The following is a 24812-nucleotide window of genomic DNA, read 5'->3' as shown; positions in this document are numbered from 1 at the left end:
ATGATTAATCTATGAAAAGAAGATCTTTTTTAACTACTGCAACTTTAGCGTCTGCAGGTCTTACCACACTTTTAATTGCAGGTTGCACGTCTAATACAAAAAAGGATGAAGATTTAGCATCAGTTGAAGATTCTGTAGTCTTTGAACTGGATGAAGAAACCATCGGCAGTTTAAGGGAGAAATTAGCTTCTGGAAAGTATACTTCGGAACAATTAGTACAATTATATTTAAAACGCATAGAAACTATTGATGCAACTGGACCTCAATTGCATTCTGTTATCGAAGTCAATCCTGATGCAGTGGCTATTGCTGTTGCAATGGATAAAGAGTTGAAAGCGGGTAAAAACAGAGGCCCTTTACATGGAATTCCCGTTTTAATAAAAGATAATATAGATACAGCAGATAAAATGCAAACCACTGCAGGATCTTTGGCAATGGCAGGAAATATTGCTTCAAAAGATGCTTTTATAGTTAAAAAACTGAGAGAGGCCGGAGCAATAATCATTGGAAAAACAAATTTAAGCGAATGGGCAAATTTTCGTTCAACTCAATCATGTTCCGGATGGAGCAGCAGAGGCGGTCAAACTAAAAATCCATATATTTTAGATCATAATCCATGTGGTTCAAGTGCGGGTTCTGGAGCGGCAGTTTCAGCTAATCTTTGTGTTGTTGCTGTTGGAACCGAAACGGATGGTTCTATTGTTTGTCCAGCTTCGGTAAACGGAATTGTAGGGATTAAGCCAACAGTTGGTTTGGTTAGTCGATCTGGAATTATTCCAATTTCAAAAACACAAGATACAGCTGGTCCAATGGCGAGAACCGTTACTGATGCTGCCATTTTATTAGGTGCAATAACGGCGATTGACGAAGATGATTCTGTAACTCTTGAAAGTAAAGGAAAAGCGCAGAAAGATTATACTACGTTTCTAGATATAAATGCTTTGAAAGGCAAACGTATTGGTATTGAAAAAAAACCACAGGGAAATAATAAATACATTAATGCACTTTTAGCAGATGCCATCAACCTTCTAAAAAAACAAGGTGCTATTATTATCGAAATTGACTATTTGGAGAAAATTAATGCTCTGGGTCAAGCTGAATTTGAAGTTTTGCAATATGAATTTAAAGACGGATTGAACAGCTATTTGGCTACAGCAAATGCAAAAGTAAAAAATCTGAAAGAGGTCATTGATTTTAATGCTGCTAATGAAGATAAAGCAATGCCGTATTTTAAACAAGAAACACTAGAGAGTTCAAATACAAAAAAAGGATTGGATGATAAAAAATATACCGATGCTTTAAATGTAAGTTTTGAAGGAAGTAAAAGTGTTTTAAATGCTGTTTTTGAGGATAATAAGTTAGATGCTATTTGTGGAATCACAATGGGACCTGCTTGTAGTATTGATATGATTTATGGCGATCGTTGGGGAGGATATTCTTTAACTTCTCCTGCTGCGGCAAGTGGATATCCGCATATTACGGTTCCTAATGGGATGGTTTATGATCTACCCGTTGGTTTATCATTTTTTGGGACTCCTTATACGGAAGGGGAATTAATAGGATTGGGTTATGCTTACGAACAAGCCTCTAAAAAGCGTTTAAAACCAGAATTTAAAGCTTCTTTTTTATAATAAATTACATTTCGGAAATATTTAAAAGGGTAAAGAGTGAATCACTTTTCACCCTTTTATTTTTTTATAATACTCACAATTGGAGTTAATAAGACATTCTAGACATTTGGGTTGTGGTCGACAAATTTCCCTTCCTAAAAATGAAATTGCCATTCCAATTTCGCCCCAGATTTCTCTTGGTAAAACGTGCATGAGTTGTTTTTCAGCTTTAATCCCGTCTTTGGTTTCTGGGATTAATCCAATTCTTGGTGCAACCCTAATAACATGTAAATCAGCTATGATTCCTTCTGCGGGAATTTTTGCTTCGCGTAGAATTACATTAGCTGATTTTCTTCCAATGCCTTTTAATGCAACCAAACCTTCCATAGTAAGTGGGATATTTTCGTCTTTTTGGATGGTTTGCGCTATTTCTAAAAGCCAGTTTGCTTTGGTTCCAAAATTTCGGACTTTAGAGATGTATGGAAATAATGCTTCAACATTAGAAACAGCTAGACTTTCCATATTAGGATAGGCTTCAAATAGGACTGGTGCAATTTTATTAATATTAGCATCGGAATCTTGCGCTGATAAAATGACCATCACATAAGTTGATATAAATTATGATACTCCAGCGGATGCTTTCGTCCTTTATATTTAGTTAAGATAGGTTTTAAATTTTTAGCCCAATCATCAGAATTTCCAAATAAATCCATAGCATTATTCTTTAAAATCTACAGATAAGGAGTTGACACAATAGCGTTGTCCGGTTTTTGTAGGTCCGTCATCAAATACATGCCCTAAATGACTGCCACAATTAGCACAAAGGATTTCAGTACGTTTCATTCCATGGGTAACATCTGAAATGTATTCTACCTTTCCGGGTATAGATTCGTCAAATGAAGGCCAACCGCAATGTGCATCAAACTTAGAATTACTTTCGAACAAAGGTTCTCCACAGGCACCACAGCAGTAGGTTCCTTTTTCGTAATGTAAGTTATAAGATCCTGTGTGTGGATATTCAGTTCCTTTTTGTCGAAGAATTCTATAGCGTTTTTCTCCCAATTGTTCTTTCCATTCTTGTTCGGTTTTTTCTACAGGATATTTCATGATTTATTAATTTTATTAAAAATTAGTATTCTTTATTTTTTATTTCTTGCGGATAAGAGTTTAATTTCTTTATGATGTTGTGAAACAGTTATTTATTTTGAATGAATTGAACTGTTCTTTCAATTACTTTAGGATTGCCTAGAATTTTTCTATGCCCTAATCCATCGGTTAATAATAACTCCCCATTTTTTAAGTATTCATAAATGTGAATTCCTGCTTTTACAGGAACTTCAGGGTCATTGTTGTCATGAATTACTAAAACTGGAATAGTGGTTTCCTTTGCGGCCAGAAAAGCAGAATAACTATTCATTTTTTCTCCATATTTTTTTTCAAAATGCAAACGTAAAAGAGTACTCACAGTTGGTTTGAGCCCTAATTTTGCTACAAAATCATCCATAATATCTTCTACAATGTCTCCACTGCCAATAACTACAGCATGATTTACTTTTAATCCTTTTTTTATCGCGTTCAAAACTGACATTCCTCCTAATGAATGACCAATAGCTGCTTCAAATGGTCCAAATTGTCGATCTATTTCTAAAATTGTAGCGATAAAATCGACCATGATAGTATCTTTTCCCGGAGATTTTCCATGGGCAGGAGCATCAAAACTAACGGTTGAATATCCAGCTTTTAGCAGTTCATCGGCTATTTTGAATAATTGTGTTCCGCGTCCTGACCAACCGTGAACTAATAAAATTTTCTTCTTGCTTTTTCCATATTGGTACAAAACAACTTCTTTATTAATAGCAGGGACCAGGATTAATTTTTGAATGCTATTTCGATCCATTTCTAATTCTCTTTTTGGAATTTTATGTTTTATGGGAGTTGTAAAAAGTTTAGCAGCAAATAATGTAATTAGTTTTGGAGAAATAAAAGAGATTAATTTACTGGTTAATAAGATAATTTTAGGAATTTTCAATGATTGGGTATGATTAGAAGTTTTTTTTGTCATTTCAATAAATTTTCAAGCGCGTTAATATATTATAATTTTTTTAGTAAATTTAGAAAAACATAAAAGTAGTATTTTTTATAAAGTTTTTATTGGTATTAACATAAAAGACGGAAATATTAAATAATTCGAATAGTGTTATAATTAACTAAAAACACCAAAATTTCATAAATGGAAATATTTCATATCAGTGCAGAATGTTACCCCATAGCTAAAGTAGGAGGTTTAGCTGATGTTGTGGGTGCATTGCCAAAATATCAAAATAACGCAGGACATCAAGTAAGAGTAGTGATGCCATGTTATGACACAAAATTCAAAAAAGAAAATGATTTTGAATGTGTTCATTGGGGACACGTGAAATTGGGGAATTTTAATTTTCCTTTTAGTATTCTCAAAGAAAAAACAGACAAGTTAGGATTTGAATTGTATTTAGTTGAAATCCAAGAATTATTTGACAGAAAAGATGTTTATGGATATCAAGATGATATTGAACGTTTTTTGTCTTTTCAAATCGCAACTTTGGATTGGATTATAGGTAGAAATGAAGTTCCTGATGTAATCAATTGCCATGATCATCATACTGGTTTAATTCCATTTATGATGTTGTATTGTTATAAATACGAAAAATTGCGTAATACCCCTTCCATGATTACCATTCATAATGGTTTGTATCAAGGGCAATTTGGTTTTGATAAATTGTATTATTTACCAGAATTTGATTTAGCTCATGTTAGAGTTTTAGAATGGGATAATTGTATTAATTCATTAGCAGTAGCCGTAAAATGTGCTTGGGGTGTAACAACAGTATCACCAAGTTATTTGAATGAGATTAATTATTCAGCTAATGGATTAGAGTCTTTATTTAATCTGGTGCGTTATAAATCCAGAGGAATTTTAAACGGAATTGATATCGAAGTTTGGGATCCTGCTAAAGACATGATGTTAGAAAAAAACTATTCGATTAAAAATTTCGAAAAAGGAAAACAAGAAAATAAAGAAAAATTATGCAACCTTTTTAATCTAGACCCAACAAAACCACTTTTTAGTTTCATTGGTAGGTTATTAGAAGAAAAAGGAGGCGATTTATTACCACATGCTGCAGCGTTAGCTTTATCTGAAAATTATCAACAAATTAATATTTTAATTTTAGGTTCAGGAAATACAGCTATTGAGAATGAATTGAATGGCTTGTTATCGGATTACAAAGGGAATTACAATACGTTTATTGGTTATAATGAGGAATTAGCGCACTTAATTTATGCAGGTTCTGATTTTTTATTAATGCCTTCAAGAGTTGAACCTTGTGGTTTGAACCAAATGTACTCGTTGCGCTACGGAACAATTCCTATAGTACGCAGGACTGGGGGATTGAAAGATACTGTCATCGATTTTGGAGATGATGGAAATGGAATTTGTCATGACCAGGCAACTGTAGGTGATGTTTGTTATTCGATTCAAAGGGCAGTAAATTTATACGACGATAAAAAACACTTAACTAAAATTATAAAAAAAGGAATGAGTACTGATCATTCTTGGGAAAGGGTTTGTCAGGAATATATAGAAATGTACAATTTAATAATTAACAAAAAATGAAAGCTAAAAAGAAAAATGTTATTGCAATAATTTTAGGTGGAGGACAAGGATCCAGATTATATCCATTGACAGAAACAAGGTCTAAGCCTGCAGTACCAATAGGAGGTAAATATAGATTAGTTGATATTCCAATTTCAAATTGTATGAATTCAGATATTTACAGAATGTTTGTACTGACGCAATTCAACTCTGCTTCTTTAAATGCTCATATAAAAAACACGTATAATTTTAGTATTTTTAGCCATGCTTTTGTTGATATTCTTGCAGCAGAACAAACTCCCGATAATCCAACTTGGTTTCAAGGTACAGCAGATGCTGTAAGACAATGTATGCCTCATTTCTTGAATCATGATTTTGATTATGCTTTGATTCTTTCCGGAGATCAGTTGTATCAAATGGATTTCAACGATATGTTAGAGGAGCACATTAAGAATGAAGCCGATATTTCTATTGCGACTTTGCCAGTAAATGCAAAAGATGCTCCTGAATTTGGAATATTAAAAACAAACTCCGAAAGTTGTATTGAATCTTTCATCGAAAAACCGGCAAAGGAATTATTGCCAGATTGGGAATCGGATGTGAGTGAGCAAATGAAGAGTGAAGGAAAGAATTATTTAGCTTCAATGGGAATTTATATCTTCAACAAAAAATTGTTGGTAGACATCATGTCAAATAAAGAAACCAAAGATTTTGGTAAAGAAATTATTCCACAAGCAGTAGGTCACAAAAAAATATTGAGTTACCAATATGAAGGATATTGGACAGACATTGGTAATATTGATTCCTTTTTTGAAGCTAATATTGGGTTAACCGATGACTTGCCAAAATTTAATTTATTTGACAACGACAATAAAATTTTTACCAGACCAAGATTATTGCCACCGTCCAAATTCCAAAAAACAATGATTGATAAATCGTTAATTTCAGAAGGTTGTATTTTGAATGCGAAAGAAATAAATCGATCTGTGATTGGGATCCGATCCAGAATAGGCGAGGGAACAATCATTCAGAATTGTTATGTCATGGGGAATGATTTTTATCAGAATATTGATGATATGAATGAAGATCTTAAAACGGGGAGACAACTAGTGGGAATTGGAGAAAGATGTTTTATAAGCAATGCTCTGGTGGATAAAAATTGCAGAATTGGTAATGATGTTTACATTAATGGAGGAAGTCATTTAGAAGATTTTTCGAATGAATTATACGCCATTAAAGACGGAATTGTTGTTATTAAAAAAGGAGCAGTTATACCGGATAATTACATCATAAAATAAATTTATAAACTGTTTTTTCTTAAAATAATATTCTGTTTTTTTATAAAAAATAGAATTACACAAATGTTATATGAGTAAAGTTATCTCGCATTCCCTTTTTACCGATTTTGATATCGATTTATTCAAATCAGGGAAACATTTCCGACTATACGAAAAACTAGGTGCCCATCTTATTACGGTTGACGGAGTAGATGGCGTTTATTTTGCCGTTTGGGCTCCTTCGGCTCATTCTGTATCTGTGGTTGGGGATTTCAATTTTTGGACACAAGGAGAGCATCTGTTGCAAGTACGTTGGGATTCTTCTGGTATTTGGGAAGGATTTATTCCAAACATCAAAAAAGGGACAACCTATAAATATAAAATACAATCCAATAATGCTGGAATAATAACTGAGAAAGCCGATCCGTTTGCTTTTTATTGTGAAAAACCACCACATACAGCTTCTGTAGTTTGGGACTTAGATTATAAATGGAATGACAAAAACTGGATGCAAACGCGTCAAAATCATAATGGTTTAGACAAACCTTATTCTGTTTATGAAGTACATTTAGGCTCTTGGAAACGCCATGCAGAAGAAAATCGTTTTTTGACCTATCTAGAATTTGCCGAAGATTTAGTAAACTATGTAAAAGAAACAGGCTTTACTCACGTAGAGTTTATGCCTATCATGGAATATCCGTATGATCCTTCTTGGGGATATCAATTAGTGGGATATTTTGCGCCAACTTCCCGTTTTGGAAATCCGCAAGAATTCATGCATTTGGTAGATAAATTACATGAAGCTGGAATTGGTGTAATTCTCGACTGGGTTCCATCTCATTTTCCAGATGATGCACATGGTTTAGGCTTTTTTGACGGATCGAATCTTTTTGAACATCCTGATCGCAGAAAAGGCTATCATCCTGATTGGAAAAGTTTAGTTTTTAATTATGGGCGAAATGAAGTTCGTTCGTTCTTAATAAGCAATGCTTTATTTTGGTTACACTATTATCATGCAGATGCTTTGCGTGTTGATGCTGTTGCCTCGATGTTATATTTGGATTATTCCAGAAATGATGGCGAATGGGAACCTAACATTTACGGAGGAAGAGAAAATTTAGACACGATTAGTTTCTTGAAGGAATTTAATGAAGCAGTTTATTTAAATTATGAAGGAGTTCAAACTATAGCAGAGGAAAGTACTTCTTTTCCTATGGTTTCCAGACCTACATCGGTTGGTGGTTTAGGCTTTGGTATGAAATGGATGATGGGTTGGATGCACGATACTTTAGAATATTTTCAAAAAGATACTGTGTACAGAAAATACCATCAGAATGATTTGACTTTTTCAATGACCTACACCTTTTCAGAAAATTTTATGTTGCCGCTTTCGCATGACGAAGTGGTATATGGAAAAAAATCAATTGCAGGAAGGATGCCAGGCGATGAATGGCAAAAATTTGCGAATTTAAGATTACTATACGGCTATATGTTTATGCATCCCGGAACTAAATTGTTGTTTATGGGAAGTGAATTTGGACAAAGTAGCGAGTGGAATTTTGAAGGAAGTTTAGATTGGCATTTGTTGCAATATCCATATCATGAAGGAGTAAAAATATTGATAACAGATTTGAATAAATTATATAAGACACAGCCTGCTTTGCACGAAAAACAATTCAGTCCTGAAGGTTTTGAATGGATTAATTATTCCGATCATCAAAATGCAGTAATGTCTTTTATTCGTAAAGGGAATGACCCAAAAAACGATGTAATTGTAGTCTGTAATTTCACTCAAGTGGTTCGTCCTAATTATCGAATTGGTTTACCTAAAAAAGGAAAATTGACAGAAATTTTTAATAGTGATGCTTCAAATTATGGAGGTAGCGGAGTTTCTAATGCTAAAAAAACAGTAATTGAGGCTATGCCTTATGATGGAAGAGATTATTCGGCTGAGTTGCTTTTGCCACCATTAAGTGTTACCGTTTTTAAAATTTAATAAGTACAAAATTCTTTTTTGCAGATAAGCATAACTAATGGTTTTCATTTATAATGGAAACCATTATTATATATTATTGATTGTTACATTGAAATGTACTATAACGTTTTCGCTAATATTCCCCAGATATATAGCTGTTTACAAAGTAATTTTGTAAGTTTTAGCTTTAGAAAAGGATTAAAATTAATACCATAGAAAATGATTACAAATACAGAATTAGAATATAAAGGGGATCTATATCCCACAAAAATAGTTTCTTTTGAGCATGAAGTTGATTCTATAAGTTTTCATACCGATAATAGTGTCATACTAAAAGTAACGGTATTAAGAGATAGTTTAATCCGGTTTAGATTTACCACAAAAGGGTATTTTAGTAACGATTTTTCTTATGCAGTTGATAAAAGTCATTCTCATGGATATAATTTTCTTGAGGTTTCTGAAGTGGAAGATTATTATCAGATAAAAACCAGTAAAGTAAAATGTAGAATTCAAAAAATAGATATGAGGTTATCTATTTTTGATTTAGAAGACACTATTATTTTAGAAGATGAATTGGGTTTCCATTGGGAAGAAAGCTATGAATACGGTGGTAATATCGTAAAAATGAGTAAAGCTTCAAAAGATGGGGAATGTTTTTACGGACTTGGCGATAAAGCAACCCAAATGAATTTGAAAGGGAAGAGACTGGAAAATTTTGCTACAGATCAATATGCTTTTCAAAAAGATCAAGAACCGTTATACAAAGTAGTTCCGTTTTATATTGGATTACAAAACAAGCAATCTTATGGTATTTTCTTTGATAATACGTTTAGAACCTATTTTGATTTTTGTCACGAAAGAAGAAACGTAACCAGTTATTGGGCTGAAGGTGGAGAAATGAATTACTATTTCATTTATGGGCCACAAATGCAAGATGTTGTTACCACTTATACTGATTTGACAGGAAAACCTGAATTACCGCCACTATGGGCACTTGGATACCACCAATGTAAATGGAGTTATTATCCTGAAAGTAATTTAAAAGAAGTGGCAGCCAAATTCAGAGAATTGAAAATTCCTTGTGATGCGCTATATTTAGATATTGATTATATGGAAGGTTTTCGATGTTTCACTTGGAACAAAGAATATTTTCCCGATCCCAAAAGAATGGTGGCTGATTTAGCCGAAGATGGTTTCAAAACAGTTGTAATTATTGATCCGGGAATAAAAATTGACAAAGAATACGATATATACAAAGTAGCTTTAGAAAAAGATTATTTCTGTAAAAGAGCTGATGGCCCCTACATGAAGGGGAAAGTTTGGCCTGGAGAATGTAATTTTCCAGATTATACAAATCCTGCAGTAAGAGAATGGTGGGCAGGATTATTCAAAGAATTAATTTCAGATATTGGAGTAAAAGGAGTGTGGAACGATATGAATGAACCCGCGGTAATGGAGGTTCCTAATAAAACGTTTCCTATGGATGTACGTCACGATTATGATGGAAATCCATGCAGTCATAGAAAAGCACACAATATTTACGGTACCCAAATGGCGAGAGCAACGTATCATGGTGTAAAACGATTTGCGTATCCAAAAAGACCTTTTGTAATAACAAGATCAGCATACGCTGGAGCACAACGTTATACTTCTTCTTGGACAGGAGATAATGTTGCCACTTGGGAGCATTTATGGATTGCAAATATTCAAGTACAACGCATGTCAATTTCTGGTATGGGTTTCACAGGCTCTGATATTGGTGGATTTGCAGAACAACCTTCGGGGGAATTATATGCACGTTGGATTCAATTAGGTGTTTTCCATCCTTTTTGCAGAACGCACTCTTCAGGAGATCACGGAGACCAGGAGCCATGGGCTTTTGATGAAGAAGTTATTGATATCACCAGAAAATTTGTCAATTTGAGATATCAATTATTACCGTATTTATATACTATGTTTTGGCAATATATTGAGGAAGGAATTCCTATGCTGAAACCATTGGTATATTATGACCAAGATGATATTCAAACGCATTACAGAAATGACGAATTTGTTTTTGGTAATCAAATATTAGTATGCCCAATTTTAGAGCCAAATGCTTTAGGAAGAAGAATGTATATTCCTCGTGGTCACTGGTATAATTATTGGACCAACGAAGAAGTTAAAGGAGGAAAAGAAATTTGGGTTGACACTAAATTTGATCAGATTCCAATTTTTGTGAAAGCAGGTGCAATCATTCCTAAATATCCTGTTCAACAATATGTTGGAGAGTTAGAATTTGATGAGTTAACATTAAATATTTACTACAAAGAAGGAAAAGAAAAATCAGTAGTTTATGAAGATGCGCAAGATGGATATGATTACAAAAAAGGGAGATACAGCTTCTTATCATTTCAAACAACCGGTAAAGAGAAAGAATTGATTATTCAATTGCATAAAGAAGGAAAATACGATACGAATTATTCGAAATATAAAATAAATCTTATCGGATTACCATTTAAAGTTAAAATGATCGAAATTGATAATGTAGAAGTATCATTTGATAAAATTACTTTAGAACAAGAGGGGTACTTAATTGTTGATAAAGGGTTTACGTCATTTCATATTACTGGAGAATAACAAAAAAAGTTGATACTTTTATATTTAATTATGTAAATCTAAATGTTGATAATAATTGTATTTTTGTTTAATATTTAATTCTAAAATTATGAAAAAGCATTTACTAATAGGGATTTTTGCAGCAGGATTGGTTTATTCTTGTGCTACTAATCCTATTACAGGGAAAAAAAGTCTAAATTTTGTTTCTAATAGTGAGTTGTTTCCAACATCTTTTCAACAATATGGTACTTTTTTAAAGGAGAATAAAGTGATTACTGGAACTGCCGAGGCTAGAAAAGTGGAAGCAGTTGGGATGCGAATTAAAGCGGCAGCAGAAAAATATTTAACCTATTTAGGTCAATCACAATATTTGGCTGATTACCGTTGGGAATACAAATTAATTGACAATAAAGAAGTGAATGCTTGGTGTATGCCGGGAGGGAAAATTGTTGTTTATTCAGGGATTTTGCCAGTAACATTGAATGATTCTGGCTTAGCTACCGTAATGGGACACGAAGTATCTCATGCATTAGCTAATCATGGTGCTCAACGTATGAGTGCTTCTCAATTGCAACAATTAGGAGCGGTAGGTGTTGCAGTAGCGACTGGAGGTAAAAGTGAACAAACACAGCAAATATGGGGTCAAGCATATGGATTAGGATCTCAGTTTGGTGTAATGCTTCCTTTTAGTAGAAATCACGAAACTGAAGCAGATAAAATTGGTTTGACTTTAATGACAATTGCAGGTTATAATCCGGAGGAATCTATTACTTTTTGGTCTAGAATGGCTGCAAAATCTTCAGGTCAAGCACCTCCAGAATTTATGAGTACGCACCCATCTGATGCTACCAGAATTGCAAATCTAAAAGCATTAATTCCTGAAGCTAAAGCTCTAGCGACTAAAGTTGGTATTATTTACAAATAGTAACTTATTATTATAAAATATCTAAACAGGCTGCCCTTAAAATGGTTAGCCTGTTTTTTTTGAATATGAGTAATAATCATTATATGCCGTTAATTCATTAATGATTTGTTAATGTATAAATTATTTACTTTTTATATTGTTCTTAGCAAAAAATAAATAAATTCGTATAATAAAAAAATAAATATGGCAGATTTAGAAAAAGGGAGTAAAAAATTATTAAATGCTTGGGCTTTTTATGATTGGGCAAATTCAGTTTATACACTTACCATTGCATCTGCAGTATTTCCTATTTTTTATGAAGCTTTGTTTTCTGAACGAGATCATTACATTGATGTTTTTGGTTTGCATCTAAAAAATTCAGCTTTAATTAGCTTTGTTACCGCTTTTGCATTTTTATTGGTGGCTTTTATTTCGCCTTTATTATCTGGTATTGCAGATTATGTAGGGGATAAAAAATCATTTATGAAATTCTTTTGCTACCTGGGAGCCTTGTCATGTATGGGATTGTATTGGTTTAATCTTGAAAATATATACATCGGATTAGCATTTTATTTTTTGGGATTGATTGGATATTGGGGAAGTTTAGTTTTTTATAATTCCTATTTACCAGACATTGCTTATGTAGAGCAACAAGATAAAATTAGTGCTAAAGGATATTCATTTGGATACATTGGAAGTGTTATTTTATTGATAATCAATTTAGCGATGATCATGAAACCAAAACTTTTTGGAATAACAGGAACAGATGGAGAAGCAGCCATGAAAGCCATGCGATATTCATTTGTTATGGTAGGAGTTTGGTGGATCTTATTCAGTCAGTACTCGTATTATTATTTGCCAAATGGAAATATAAATGCCAATCGTAAAGTAACACACCATGTTATATTTAATGGTTTTAAAGAGTTAAAAAAAGTTTGGTTTTTATTGAAAGAAAACATCGCATTAAGACGGTATTTAGGAAGTTTTTTCGTGTATAGTATGGCCGTACAAACCGTGATGCTTGTTGCCACATATTTTGGAGCACAAGAAATTGCCTGGTCATCTAAAGCTGAAAGTACAACGGGTTTAATTATTTGTATTTTGATAATACAATTAGTTGCTGTTCTGGGCGCAGTTATAACTTCAAGAGCCTCAGAAAAATTCGGAAATATTCCAACTTTAATTGTGATAAACTGTATTTGGGCAGCATTTTGTGCAATTGCATTTTTTATTACTCTACCAATACATTTTTATGTTATGGCAGGAATTGCAGGACTTGTAATGGGTGGAATTCAAGCATTATCACGCTCAACGTATTCTAAATTATTACCTGAAACGGATGATACGGCTTCGTTTTTTAGTTTTTTCGATGTTGCTGAAAAAATCGGAATTGTTATAGGAATGTGTATTTATGGAATTATTGATCAAATCACAGGAAGTCCAAGGTTAGCAATTGTATTTCTTGGTGTATTCTTTGTAGTGGGTGTTTTATTGCTAAAAAGAGTTCCAAAAAAAGGCGTTTTAAATTAATAAAACACCTTTTCGTCTAGTTTACTTTTTGAAAATTAAGCTTTCGAGATTGCTCCTGAGCCATTTACTTTCGTGTCTTTTTTCTTGGGGTCACCAATGTATTCAATATCTCCGGAACCAGAAACCCTGGCGTGAAGGCTTTCGCTGCAAAAAACTTTACTATCTCCTGAACCAGAAACCGTAATTTTTGCATTTTTAGCTTTCAAATCACCGGCATCAATATCACCAGAACCGTTTAAATTACTGTTGAAATTTTCAGTTTTTCCAGTTAAAACCATATCTCCTGAACCACTCAAGTTAACATCAAAGTCATTTGATTCAACATTTAAGTTCATGTCGCCAGAGCCAATTAATTTAGCTGAAAATGATTTCGATTTAATGCTATTTTTAGTCATTACATCACCTGAACCTGTCAAAGAAACTTGATTTATACTCTCGAAAGGTACAGTTATGATAATTTGTTGTCCTTTGCTTACGCTGATATATTTGTTCTTTTCAGTAGAAATTTTCAATACCTGATCGACAACCTCGACTTTAATGTAAGACAATAAATTTTCTTCCCCTTTTATCGTAATATTCCCTTCTTTTCCCGAAACTAATTCGACATCAAAAAAACCTGTTATTGCAATTCCATCATAAGAAGCTGTTGTTCTTTTTTCAGAAATTACTTTGCCATTTCCTTTTATTTTTTCGTTTGATGACCATTGAGCATAAGACATAGTTGTTAGTAATAGTGAACAACTAATAAATAATTTGATTGAATTTTTCATAAATAAAGCTTTAAGGTTATTGTTTTTTTACTAGCATTACATTTCCGTAATCTGAAATTATAGTGATGTTGTTGACTCCTTTTTTCTTGTAGAAACCACTGTATTTTTTCAAGTTATTTGAGTCTTCTTTAGAATTTATCTCTAGTTCATTATCATATTTAAAATTAGCATATTTTACAGTCACATTAAAATCAAAAGCATAATTAGCATCAAATCCAATGTTTAATCCGGTGTAACCCGCTGCAATAGTTATATTATTGGCTTTTGCACTAATAGTTCCAATAGTTACATTGCTGTATTTTGTTGATAGTTTTAAAGTATTAGATAATTCACCAACTTTAAGTGTTAAATAATTTCCGGTTGCATCTAATGATTTTACATTCTGAATTTTAATATTTCCGTATTTGCTGATGTATTTAACGACATCACTTTCTTGAATATCTACATCTGTATAATCAGAAGCTAAATCGAGTTTTGTGACTTCTCCAATTTTTAAATTCGAATACTTTGCCGTAATAATTGCATTCTTTAAAAATGAAATAGTCGAGTTAGAGCAATATTCGGCTTGTATGTTACTGGAGCTTCCGGATAATCGGCCTAAAGCTATTTTACCGTATTTACATTTAATTTCAGCCTCAGAAAACAAGTCTGATGTGGTGATATTTCCGTATTTATTGTGGAGTTTTACACTTCCGTTTTTAGGAATTTTGAGCATATAATTAATTTGAAAACTATTGTTTTTACCATTACTCTTATAACTAGAGTTTCCTAAAATGGTTTTTGCAGTAATCATTCCTTTGAGTGCTATTATATCAACATCAATATCATTGATGCGTTGGCTCACCCAGTTTTCGTTGTCACCGCTCACTTTTATAACAATATCCAATTCGGTTTTATCTTCATCCCAAGTTGTTACTGAAATATTACCGTATGAGTTATCTATATAAAGACCCGCATCCGAATTTACGAAATAGGCTTTTTTAATATTTTTTTGTTTCGTATGGATGTAATCAGCATTGTTTGAAAATCCTAAAAATGGAATTAAAGCCAATAAGAGGAGTAGTTTAAATTGTTCTTTCATCAGAAATATTTTTTAATTTTTCATTGTTTTCAATTTGTAATAGTACATTTTGTAAAAAAGAAATTCGCGTTTGAAGATTGCTGATCATCGCATTAATAATTTGCTTACTTTCTCCATTTGTTTCTAATTCTTTAATTATTTTTTCGTAATCACTATCTAATGTTCTCATTTGTTTGAGCGCATCGGAAATTATTTTTTCGTTTTCTGGTGATTTTTTCTCTCTTATTTTTTCTAACTCATTTTCAATTAAAACCGTAAAAATTGAATCTGTTTGTTTGGTTTCTTTTGATGCAAATCGCAACTCTTCTGTCTTTTTAGGAGTGTTATTGAATATTGAAAGTCCTAACATAACTACAATAGAAGCTGCGATTCCAATAGAAACAAAACGTTTCCAATTCGATTTCTTAGATTTTAATTTTTGTACAAATCGTTCCTCATGATTGTTTTCAAGAGTCTCGATGTCCCAATGATTTTCAAATTTGTCAAATAATTTGTCTAGTTTTTTATTTTCCTTTTTCATATTTCCTCTAATTTTTTTCTTAAACAATCTTTGGCTCTGCTCAATGTAGTTCTGCAATTGGCATAACTGATATTTAGGATTTCGCTGATTTCTTCTTGATCATATCCTTCAATAAAAAATAAAGTTAAAACCATTCTGTAATTATATTTCAGAGAGTTCATGACCTCTAAAATTTGTTTTACTTTTAATTCATTGAAGTTTATACTTTCAGTTAAAGCGGATTCCTTTTCTTCAATTTTATAAAGCGTGGTATCAAAATCTTCTGGTTTGAATTGATTGTTTTTTTTGTAAAAATCAATACTACAGTTCACTACAATTCTTTTTAACCAAGCACCAAAAGAAACTTCCTGTTTATAGTCGTTTATCTTAATGAATGCCTTTAAAAAACCTTCCTGCATTACATCTTCAGCAAAATGGACATCTTTGACAATCCTAAACGACACATTATACATCGCTTTTGCATAGCGATTGTAAACTTCGCACTGTGCTTTTTGATTTTTTTGCCTGCAAAGCAAGATTAATTCTTCGATATTATAGTTGGTTAAACTCAAACAGCTGATTTTAGTTTATTATAAGGACTTGGCCTTTTTACGTTTGTTACAGTTTTATAAAACTAAATTACATTTTTTCTTTTGACATGTTCTAAATTGTTTTATTTGGTTGTAGTTTGTTGTGTCTAAAATATCCCTTTCTAATAGAAAATAGGATAAAAAGATTATATTTTGGCACAGAGATTGACTCTTTTACCGTTATGCAAATAATGAGGATTAAAGATAGATTTTATATAAAAAGACTACTTTGAAAGCTTATATTTGCTTAAATAATGAAATTTTTAATGACAAAAAGACTTAAATAATATATGTCAAATCATAAAATACTTACTATTGACAATCTGTCACTTCAGGAATTTGATTCAGAAGCAGATTTAATTCCACTTTTGACTCCTGAAGACGAGGAGGAAATGAATAATGAGGCTTTACCGGAATTATTGGCTATTTTACCTTTGCGAAATATGGTTTTATTTCCTGGGGTTGTAATACCAATTACTGCTGGGCGAGATAAATCAATCAAATTGATTAATGATGCCAATGCCGCTGGAAAAACGATTGGAGTCGTTGCTCAAATCAACGAAGAAGATGAAGATCCAACTAAAGATGATATTCATAAAATAGGAACTGTTGCCCGTATTTTACGAGTGTTAAAGATGCCCGATGGAAATATCACCGTAATTCTTCAAGGTAAAAAGCGTTTCGAAATTGATGACATCGTTGAGGAATCACCTTACTTGACAGCTAAAATTAAAGAAGTTCCTGAGAAAAGACCTAAGAAAAATGATACTGAATTTGTCGCAATTCTAGATTCTATCAAAGAACTAGCCATTCAGATTATTAAAGAAAGTCCAAATATTCCCAGCGAAGCAACTTTTGCCATCAAAAATATTGAGAGCCAATCCTTCTTGATCAATTTTGTTACTTCTAACATGAATCTTTCTGTTAAAGAAAAACAAGATTTATTAGCAATTAATGAATTAAAAGGAAGAGCTTTAGAGACGCTTCGTTATATGAATATTGAGTTGCAAAAACTTGAATTGAAAAATGATATTCAATCTAAAGTTCGTTTCGATTTAGACCAACAACAACGTGAATATTTCTTGCACCAACAAATGAAAACCATTCAGGAAGAATTGGGTGGTGTTTCTCAAGAAGAAGAAATGGACGAAATGTTGCAAAAGTCTTTGACCAAGAAATGGGACGAGAAAACCAAAAAACATTTCGAAAAAGAATTGTCTAAAATGCGTCGCATGAATCCGCAAGCGCCAGATTTTGGAATTCAAAGAAATTATTTAGAGTTGTTTTTAGAATTGCCTTGGAACGAATATTCTAAAGATAATTTCGATTTAAAAAGAGCTCAGAAAATATTGGACAGAGATCATTTTGGTCTTGAAGATGTTAAGAAAAGAATGATAGAACATTTGGCAGTTTTAAAATTGCGAAATGATATGAAGTCTCCGATTATTTGCTTGACAGGACCTCCGGGAGTTGGTAAAACTTCAATTGGACGTTCCATTGCAGAAGCATTGGGTAGAAAATATGTTAGAATTTCCCTTGGTGGTTTGCGCGATGAAGCGGAGATTCGTGGACATAGAAAAACGTATATTGGTGCCATGCCGGGACGAATTATCCAAAGTTTGAAAAAAGCGGGAACTTCAAATCCAGTTTTTGTTTTGGATGAAATCGATAAATTATCAAACAGTAATCAAGGTGATCCATCTTCGGCATTATTGGAAGTTTTAGATCCGGAACAAAACAATTCTTTTTATGATAATTTCCTTGAAATGGGATATGATTTATCGAAAGTGATGTTTATTGCGACTTCTAATAATATGGCTGCGATTCAACCTGCGTTGAAAGACAGAATGGAAATCATCAAAATGTCAGGTTACACAATTGAAGAAAAGGTAGAAATTGCGCGTCAGCATTTGTTTCCAAGACAATTGAAAGAACACGGTTTGACTACTAAAGATTTAACCATTGGAAAAAAACAATTAGAAAAAATTGTTGAAGGATATACGCGTGAATCTGGAGTTCGTGGTTTAGAGGCTAAAATTGCTCAAGTAATCCGTAACGCAGCAAAATCTGTAGCGATGGAAGAAGAGTATAACAAAAAAGTAACTGACGAAGATATCATAAAAACGCTTGGTGTTCCCAGATTAGAAAGAGATAAATACGAGAATAATGATGTTGCCGGAGTGGTAACTGGTTTGGCTTGGACTTCTGTTGGTGGTGATATTCTTTTTATTGAATCGTTACTTTCTCCAGGAAAAGGAACTATGACTATTACCGGAAACTTAGGTACTGTCATGAAAGAATCTGCAACAATTGCTTTGGAATATATTAAAGCGAATGCAAAACTTTTGGGATTGGATTCAGAGATTCTTTCTAAATATAATATTCACTTACACGTTCCTGAAGGAGCTACTCCAAAAGACGGTCCAAGTGCGGGAATTGCGATGTTAACTTCTTTGGTTTCTTTGTTTACACAAAAACGTGTGAAGAAAAACTTGGCTATGACTGGAGAAATCACCCTTCGTGGAAAAGTCTTGCCAGTAGGCGGAATCAAAGAAAAAATATTGGCTGCTAAGAGAGCAAATATCAAAGAAATTATTCTATGTCACGAAAACAAGAGTGATATTGATGAAATAAAACCTGAATATCTGGAAGGACTTTCTTTTCATTATGTAAAAGAAATGAGTGAAGTATTGAAATATGCATTAACCGATCAGAAGGTGAAGAACGCCAAGGATTTATAATAAAAATTAATTATTAATTTTAAAATTCCAAATTCTAAATGCTGATTTTCAGTGCTTAGATTTTGGAATTTTTATTTGTAATTACGAGATTCAAAGTTACCATTTATTGTATTTATAATTTTATCTTCGCATCTACGTTTTACCTTACATAAGTTGCAATTTAAAGCATGTTAAAAAAACTTTTACTATACTCCTTATTTTTTATTTGTTCTGTGTCTTACAGTCAAATAGGAGGTAAGTATACCTATCAGTTTTTGAACTTGGTCACTTCGCCAAGACAAGCCGCGCTGGGCGGAAAAGTAATTACGATTTATGATGATGACGTCAATCAAGCCCATTTTAATCCAGCAACTATAAATGCTGAAATGGACAACCGTTTGGCTTTAAATTATGGAAGTTATTTCAAGGAAGTAACTTACGGAACTGCTTCTTATGCGTACACCTACGATAGACATTTACAAACATTTCAGGCTGGAGTAAATTATGTGAATTATGGTAATTTTGAAGGCTATGACGAGAATGGTCAGCCAACATCAGAATTTACCGGAAGCGAAATAGCCCTTTCTTTTGGGTATGCGTACAATATTCCGTATACCGACATTCATATTGGAGCCAGTGCCAAATTGATATCTTCGACTTTAGAAAGTTATAATTCTTTAGGAGGAGCAATTGATATTGGAGCGCTTTTTATCGATGAAAAAAATGATGTGAATTGGGGTTTGGCTATTCGAAATATTGGAACTCAATTTTCCACTTATAATGGTACAAATGAAAAACTGCCACTCGAAATCATTGCTGGCGTTTCGCAAGAATTAGAAAATGTGCCTATTCGTTGGCATCTTACTTTGGAAAATTTGCAGCAATGGAATATAGCTTTTTCAAATCCGGTTAGGTCAGAATCATCATTTGACGGAACTGATAACGAAGAAAGAGTTTCATTTGTAAATAATGCGTTGCGACATGTAATTGTAGGGGTAGAGCTTTTTCCAAAAAAAGCATTTAATTTGCGTGTGGGATATAATTTTAGAAGAGCAGAGGAATTACGCCTTCAGGAACAACGTAATTTTTCGGGGGTTTCATTAGGTTTCGGACTTAAATTGAATAAGTTGAAATTTAATTATTCGTATTCCAGGTATACATTGGCAGGAAATACAAGCCTTTTTGGGTTAACCATTAACTTTCAAGAATAATTTTCTCATTTGAAATTGACAGCAGAACAGTTTGATTAATTATTAAAATTTAAATACAATATTTTGAAAAAAATCACCATCGCAATTGACGGATTTTCATCTACTGGAAAAAGTACGTTAGCCAAACAACTTGCGAATCATTTAGGATATATTTATGTGGATACCGGAGCAATGTACCGTGCAGTAGCTTTATTTGCGATGCAAAACGGATATATAAATGCGGAATCTTTTGATAAACAAACATTAATTAACAGTTTGCCAAATATAAAATTGCAATTCAAATTCAATGCTGATTTGGGTTTTGCTGAAATGTATTTGAATGAAGTAAATGTTGAAACAGAAATCAGAACGATTGAAGTTTCTAGTTTTGTGAGTAAAGTAGCTGAAGTTTCTGAAGTTCGTGCCAAATTAGTCGAACAGCAAAAAGAAATGGGAAAAGACAAAGCAATAGTAATGGACGGAAGAGATATTGGTACTGTAGTTTTTCCGGATGCTGAGCTTAAAATTTTCATGACAGCAAGTGCAACTACAAGAGCACAAAGACGTTACGATGAATTAGTTGCGAAAGGCGATACAGTCACATTTGAAGAAGTTCTCAAAAATGTAGAAGAACGAGATTACATTGATACGCACCGCGAAGATTCTCCTTTAGTCATGGCTGAAGATGCAGTAGAAATAGATAATTCACATTTGAATCGTGAGGAGCAATTCGAGCTGGTATTGGAATTGGTGAATGAAATTACTAAAACAATATAATTATTTGCAGATCGCATTTTTAATAGTAGATTTACGCCTTGTAAATTTTTTTAAAATAAAAAACAATTCATCGCATGGGAATTAAAAATAGATTGATAATAATGAGTTTTCTTCAATTTTTTGTTTGGGGAGCTTGGTTGATTACCATTGCAAATTACTGGTTTGGTACAAAAAACTGGGAAGGAACTCAATTTGGGTTGGTTTTTGGAACTATGGGAATTGCTTCTTTATTTATGCCAACACTAACAGGAATAATAGCTGACAGATGGATAAATGCTGAAAAATTATATGGAACGCTACATATTTTATATGCCGCGGTTTTATTCTATATTCCTCAAGTTACCACTCCAAATTCTTTTATTTATATTATGCTTTTGGCGATGTGTTTTTACATGCCTACGATTGCTTTGAGTAATTCTATATCTTATAATGCACTCAAATTAAACAATAAAGATATTATTAAAAATTTCCCACCTATACGCGTTTGGGGAACAGTTGGGTTTATTGTTGCGATGTGGATTACCAATTTAACTGGAAATAAAGCAACTGAATATCAGTTTTACATCGCCGGTTTAGCCGCTATAGTTCTGGGGATTTATTCGTTTACTTTACCAAAATGTAAACCGCAGCGCTTATCGAAAGAGAATGCTTCTGTAATGGAAACATTAGGATTAGAGTCTTTTAAGTTATTTGCTGATTATAAAATGGCTTTGTTTTTTGTTTTCTCTATGTTTTTAGGAGGGGCGCTGCAATTGACAAATGCGTACGGAGATGTTTTCTTGGATGAATTCAAGAATTTCCCCAAATATGCTGATTCCTTTGTTGTAAAATATTCTACAATCATTATGTCCATTTCTCAAATATCGGAGACTTTATTTATTCTTGCAATTCCATTTTTCCTAAAGCGTTTTGGAATCAAACAGGTGATGTTGATTAGTATGTTGGCTTGGGTATTGCGTTTTGGATTATTTGCTTACGGAAATCCTACAAGCGGATTATGGATGATTATTATGTCTTGCGTGGTGTACGGAATGGCATTTGATTTCTTTAATATTTCAGGATCATTATTTGTGGAAACTAATACGGATTCAAAAAATCGTTCTTCGGCGCAAGGTTTGTTTATGATGATGACCAATGGTTTTGGAGCGGTTTTGGGAAGTTTTACTTCTGGATGGGCAATTGATAAATATTTTACAAAATCATTTAACAATTCTACTGAATTAGCTGGTTTTCTGGAAACAGAAGCGACTAATCCAAAAATGTTAGAATTTGTTACTGGTCAAGGGAATTCTATAGGAACAGATGGATTGTTTAGCAAAGTTATTTTTATGAAAGACTGGCATACGATTTGGTTGGCTTTTGCTATTTACGCATTGATAATTGCGGTTGCATTTGCTGTTCTATTCAAACACAAACACAATCCTTTGGATGTTGAAAATATAAGTCATTAAAATATATAACCCGATAACAGTTAAAAAGTTATCGGGTTTTTTATACTGAAAATCAGGATAAAACCTATTTAGCCCCCATGGAGCTGATATCCTTACAACTCGTCTTTTGGGATGAGAGGAGAGATAAAGGCGAGAGCGGGAACTTTGCCTGCAAAAAAGCCAATTAATTCGCTCCTGATTCTCAATCGATTATCTTGGCTATAAAATTTTGCAGTTTAAGATAAATGTGCTACTTTTGCAGTCCTTTTGGTGAATAAGAGTTTCCTTTAGGGTTCAACTAATTATACAAACAACTTCTGTTGTTTTCTAGCACATTAAGAAACTCGAGAGAATACAGAATACAAATTTTTAATCAGCATGTCTGAACAATTAAAATCACAAGAAGAGTTTTTAGCAAATTTTAACTGGCACAATTTCGAAGAAGGTATTGATGCTGTTGATGAGAAAAACTTATTAGAATTCGAAGAACTAGTTTCAAAAACATTTATCGCTACTGATCAAGAAGAAGTGGTTGATGGTGTAGTTGTTAGAATTACAGATAGAGACGTTATCGTTGATATCAACGCAAAATCGGAAGGTGTTATTTCATTAAATGAATTCCGTTACAACCCAGCATTAAAAGTAGGTGATACTGTTGAAGTATTAATTGACATCCGTGAGGACAAAACAGGTCAATTAGTATTGTCTCACAGAAAAGCACGTACTATCAAATCATGGGATAGAGTTATTTCGGCTAACGAAACAGGAGAAATCGTTAATGGTTTTGTAAAATGCAGAACTAAAGGTGGTATGATCGTTGACGTTTTCGGAATTGAAGCTTTCTTACCAGGATCTCAAATTGATGTTAAACCAATTAGAGACTACGATGTATATGTAAACAAAATGATGGAATTTAAAGTTGTGAAAATCAACCACGAATTCAAAAATGTTGTTGTTTCTCATAAAGCGCTTATTGAAGCGGATATCGAAATCCAGAAAAAAGAAATCATCGGTCAATTACAAAAAGGACAAGTGTTAGAAGGTGTTGTTAAAAACATTACTTCTTATGGTGTCTTTATTGACTTAGGTGGAGTTGATGGATTGATTCATATTACTGACCTTTCTTGGTCAAGAATCAACCACCCATCTGAAGTTCTTGAATTAGATCAAAAATTAAATGTTGTAATCCTTGATTTCGATGATGAGAAAACAAGAATTCAATTAGGATTGAAACAATTAAATGCTCACCCTTGGGATGCTCTAGATGCTAAATTAGCAATTGGAGACAAAGTAAAAGGTAAAGTAGTTGTAATCGCTGATTACGGTGCTTTCATCGAAGTTGCCGAAGGTGTTGAAGGTTTAATCCACGTTTCTGAAATGTCTTGGTCTACTCATTTACGTTCTGCTCAAGATTTCGTAAAAGTAGGTGATGTTGTTGAAGCTGTTATCTTAACTTTAGATAGAGATGATCGTAAAATGTCATTAGGTATCAAACAATTGTCTCAAGATCCTTGGACTGATATCACTGCTAAATACCCAGTAGGTTCTAAACATACAGGTATCGTTAGAAACTTTACAAACTTTGGTATTTTCGTAGAATTAGAAGAAGGAATTGATGGATTAATTTACATCTCTGACTTATCTTGGACTAAGAAAATCAAACACCCATCTGAGTTTGTAAACGTTGGTGAAAAACTTGACGTAGTAGTATTAGAGTTGGATGTTGATGGACGTAAATTATCTTTAGGTCACAAACAAACTACTGCTAATCCTTGGGATCAGTATGAAGATTCTTTCGCAGTTGGAACTATCCACACAGGTGAAATTTCTGAAATTGTTGACAAAGGAGCTACTGTAGAATTCGGAGATGATATCGTTGCTTTCATTCCTACTCGTCACCTTGAAAAAGAAGACGGAAAGAAATTGAAAAAAGGTGATTCAGCTGATTTCAAAGTAATCGAATTCAATAAAGAATTCAAAAGAGTAGTTGCATCTCACACTGCTATCTTCCGTGAAGAAGAAGAGAAAAATGTGAAATCAGTTTCTGAAAACACTTCATCTAATTCATCTACAAATGCACCAGCTGCAACTTTAGGTGATAACAATGATATGTTAGCTGCATTGAAAGCTAAAATGGAAAAATCAGAGAAAAAATAATTTCTTGAAATTTTTTGAATATAGAAAGCCCTGTCTCGTTATCAAAACGAGACGGGGCTTTTTTTGTAGTTAT

At 33.0% G+C, this 24812-nt stretch carries 19 protein-coding genes; 12 read left to right on the top strand and 7 right to left on the bottom strand.

Annotated elements, in window-relative coordinates; translation table 11 throughout:
* Window positions 1–11: 11 nt before the first annotated feature.
* Window positions 12–1631, top strand: coding sequence for an amidase (locus ACXX80_RS13280; RefSeq protein WP_458553611.1), 1620 nt, complete (start codon window positions 12–14; stop codon window positions 1629–1631).
* A gap of 48 nt (window positions 1632–1679) precedes the next feature.
* Here the strand turns inward: ACXX80_RS13280 and ACXX80_RS13275 are convergent, their stop codons facing one another.
* From ACXX80_RS13275 to ACXX80_RS13265, 3 genes are all read right to left on the bottom strand, one after another.
* Window positions 1680–2210, bottom strand: coding sequence for an endonuclease III domain-containing protein (locus ACXX80_RS13275; RefSeq protein ID WP_458554102.1), 531 nt, complete (start codon window positions 2208–2210; stop codon window positions 1680–1682).
* A 117-nt stretch (window positions 2211–2327) separates the two neighbouring features.
* Window positions 2328–2717 carry a peptide-methionine (R)-S-oxide reductase MsrB gene (gene msrB / locus ACXX80_RS13270; RefSeq protein ID WP_458553610.1) on the bottom strand — a complete coding sequence of 130 codons (390 nt, stop codon included), beginning with the start codon at window positions 2715–2717 and terminating at the stop codon, window positions 2328–2330.
* Between the two features lie 88 nt (window positions 2718–2805).
* Window positions 2806–3672 (bottom strand): alpha/beta hydrolase, encoded by an 867-nt coding sequence (locus tag ACXX80_RS13265; protein WP_458553609.1) that lies wholly within the window; start codon window positions 3670–3672, stop codon window positions 2806–2808.
* A 168-nt stretch (window positions 3673–3840) separates the two neighbouring features.
* On the opposite strand from ACXX80_RS13265, the gene ACXX80_RS13260 reads away from it, so the two are divergent.
* The 6 genes from ACXX80_RS13260 (at window position 3841) to ACXX80_RS13235 (ending at window position 13525) form a co-directional block, all read left to right on the top strand.
* Complete coding sequence (locus ACXX80_RS13260) at window positions 3841–5262, top strand: glycogen synthase (protein WP_458553608.1); 1422 nt, start codon at window positions 3841–3843, stop codon at window positions 5260–5262.
* Window positions 5259–6539, top strand: coding sequence for a glucose-1-phosphate adenylyltransferase (locus tag ACXX80_RS13255; RefSeq protein WP_458553607.1), 1281 nt, complete (start codon window positions 5259–5261; stop codon window positions 6537–6539). The genes ACXX80_RS13260 and ACXX80_RS13255 overlap by 4 nt, the downstream gene beginning before the upstream one ends.
* Window positions 6540–6609: 70 nt before the next feature.
* Complete coding sequence (gene glgB / locus ACXX80_RS13250; RefSeq protein WP_458553606.1) at window positions 6610–8514, top strand: 1,4-alpha-glucan branching protein GlgB; 1905 nt, start codon at window positions 6610–6612, stop codon at window positions 8512–8514.
* 198 nt (window positions 8515–8712) lie between these two features.
* Window positions 8713–11112 carry a glycoside hydrolase family 31 protein gene (locus tag ACXX80_RS13245; protein WP_458553605.1) on the top strand — a complete coding sequence of 800 codons (2400 nt, stop codon included), beginning with the start codon at window positions 8713–8715 and terminating at the stop codon, window positions 11110–11112.
* A gap of 88 nt (window positions 11113–11200) precedes the next feature.
* Window positions 11201–12016, top strand: a complete 816-nt coding sequence (locus ACXX80_RS13240; RefSeq protein WP_458553604.1) for a M48 family metallopeptidase — start codon at window positions 11201–11203, stop codon at window positions 12014–12016.
* Between the two features lie 183 nt (window positions 12017–12199).
* On the top strand, window positions 12200–13525 hold the full coding sequence (locus tag ACXX80_RS13235) for an MFS transporter (RefSeq protein ID WP_458553603.1): 1326 nt from the start codon (window positions 12200–12202) through the stop codon (window positions 13523–13525).
* 35 nt (window positions 13526–13560) lie between these two features.
* Here ACXX80_RS13235 and ACXX80_RS13230 read toward each other — a convergent pair whose 3' ends face one another.
* From ACXX80_RS13230 to ACXX80_RS13215, 4 genes are read right to left on the bottom strand one after another with little or no spacing between them, the layout of a single operon-like run.
* A complete protein-coding gene (locus ACXX80_RS13230) occupies window positions 13561–14295 on the bottom strand; it encodes a head GIN domain-containing protein (protein WP_458553602.1) in 735 nt (244 codons plus the stop codon).
* 16 nt (window positions 14296–14311) lie between these two features.
* The gene (locus ACXX80_RS13225) at window positions 14312–15376 is read right to left on the bottom strand and encodes a hypothetical protein (protein ID WP_458553601.1); all 1065 of its coding nucleotides are present in this window, start codon (window positions 15374–15376) and stop codon (window positions 14312–14314) included.
* On the bottom strand, window positions 15360–15896 hold the full coding sequence (locus ACXX80_RS13220) for an anti-sigma factor (RefSeq protein WP_458553600.1): 537 nt from the start codon (window positions 15894–15896) through the stop codon (window positions 15360–15362). The genes ACXX80_RS13225 and ACXX80_RS13220 overlap by 17 nt, the downstream gene beginning before the upstream one ends.
* On the bottom strand, window positions 15893–16447 hold the full coding sequence (locus ACXX80_RS13215; RefSeq protein WP_315211889.1) for an RNA polymerase sigma factor: 555 nt from the start codon (window positions 16445–16447) through the stop codon (window positions 15893–15895). Before ACXX80_RS13215 ends, ACXX80_RS13220 begins: the two co-directional genes overlap by 4 nt.
* A gap of 308 nt (window positions 16448–16755) precedes the next feature.
* On the opposite strand from ACXX80_RS13215, the gene lon reads away from it, so the two are divergent.
* The 5 genes from lon to rpsA all read left to right on the top strand — a co-directional run bounded on the left by lon (window position 16756) and on the right by rpsA (window position 24739).
* On the top strand, window positions 16756–19206 hold the full coding sequence (gene lon / locus ACXX80_RS13210) for an endopeptidase La (RefSeq protein WP_315211891.1): 2451 nt from the start codon (window positions 16756–16758) through the stop codon (window positions 19204–19206).
* Window positions 19207–19373: 167 nt separating this feature from the next.
* Window positions 19374–20396 (top strand): type IX secretion system protein PorQ, encoded by a 1023-nt coding sequence (gene porQ / locus ACXX80_RS13205; RefSeq protein WP_458553599.1) that lies wholly within the window; start codon window positions 19374–19376, stop codon window positions 20394–20396.
* Between the two features lie 63 nt (window positions 20397–20459).
* Entirely contained in the window at window positions 20460–21152 is a 693-nt protein-coding gene (cmk, locus tag ACXX80_RS13200) for a (d)CMP kinase (RefSeq protein ID WP_458553598.1), read from the top strand.
* 74 nt (window positions 21153–21226) lie between these two features.
* Entirely contained in the window at window positions 21227–22603 is a 1377-nt protein-coding gene (locus tag ACXX80_RS13195) for a nucleoside permease (protein ID WP_458553597.1), read from the top strand.
* A gap of 357 nt (window positions 22604–22960) precedes the next feature.
* Window positions 22961–24739 carry a 30S ribosomal protein S1 gene (gene rpsA, locus ACXX80_RS13190; protein ID WP_458553596.1) on the top strand — a complete coding sequence of 593 codons (1779 nt, stop codon included), beginning with the start codon at window positions 22961–22963 and terminating at the stop codon, window positions 24737–24739.
* Window positions 24740–24812 lie beyond the last annotated feature (73 nt).

This window comes from Flavobacterium sp. GNP002 (assembly GCF_054343795.1).
Note: the sequence above shows the minus strand (reverse complement) of the source record. Positions and strands in the feature narration are given on the sequence as shown.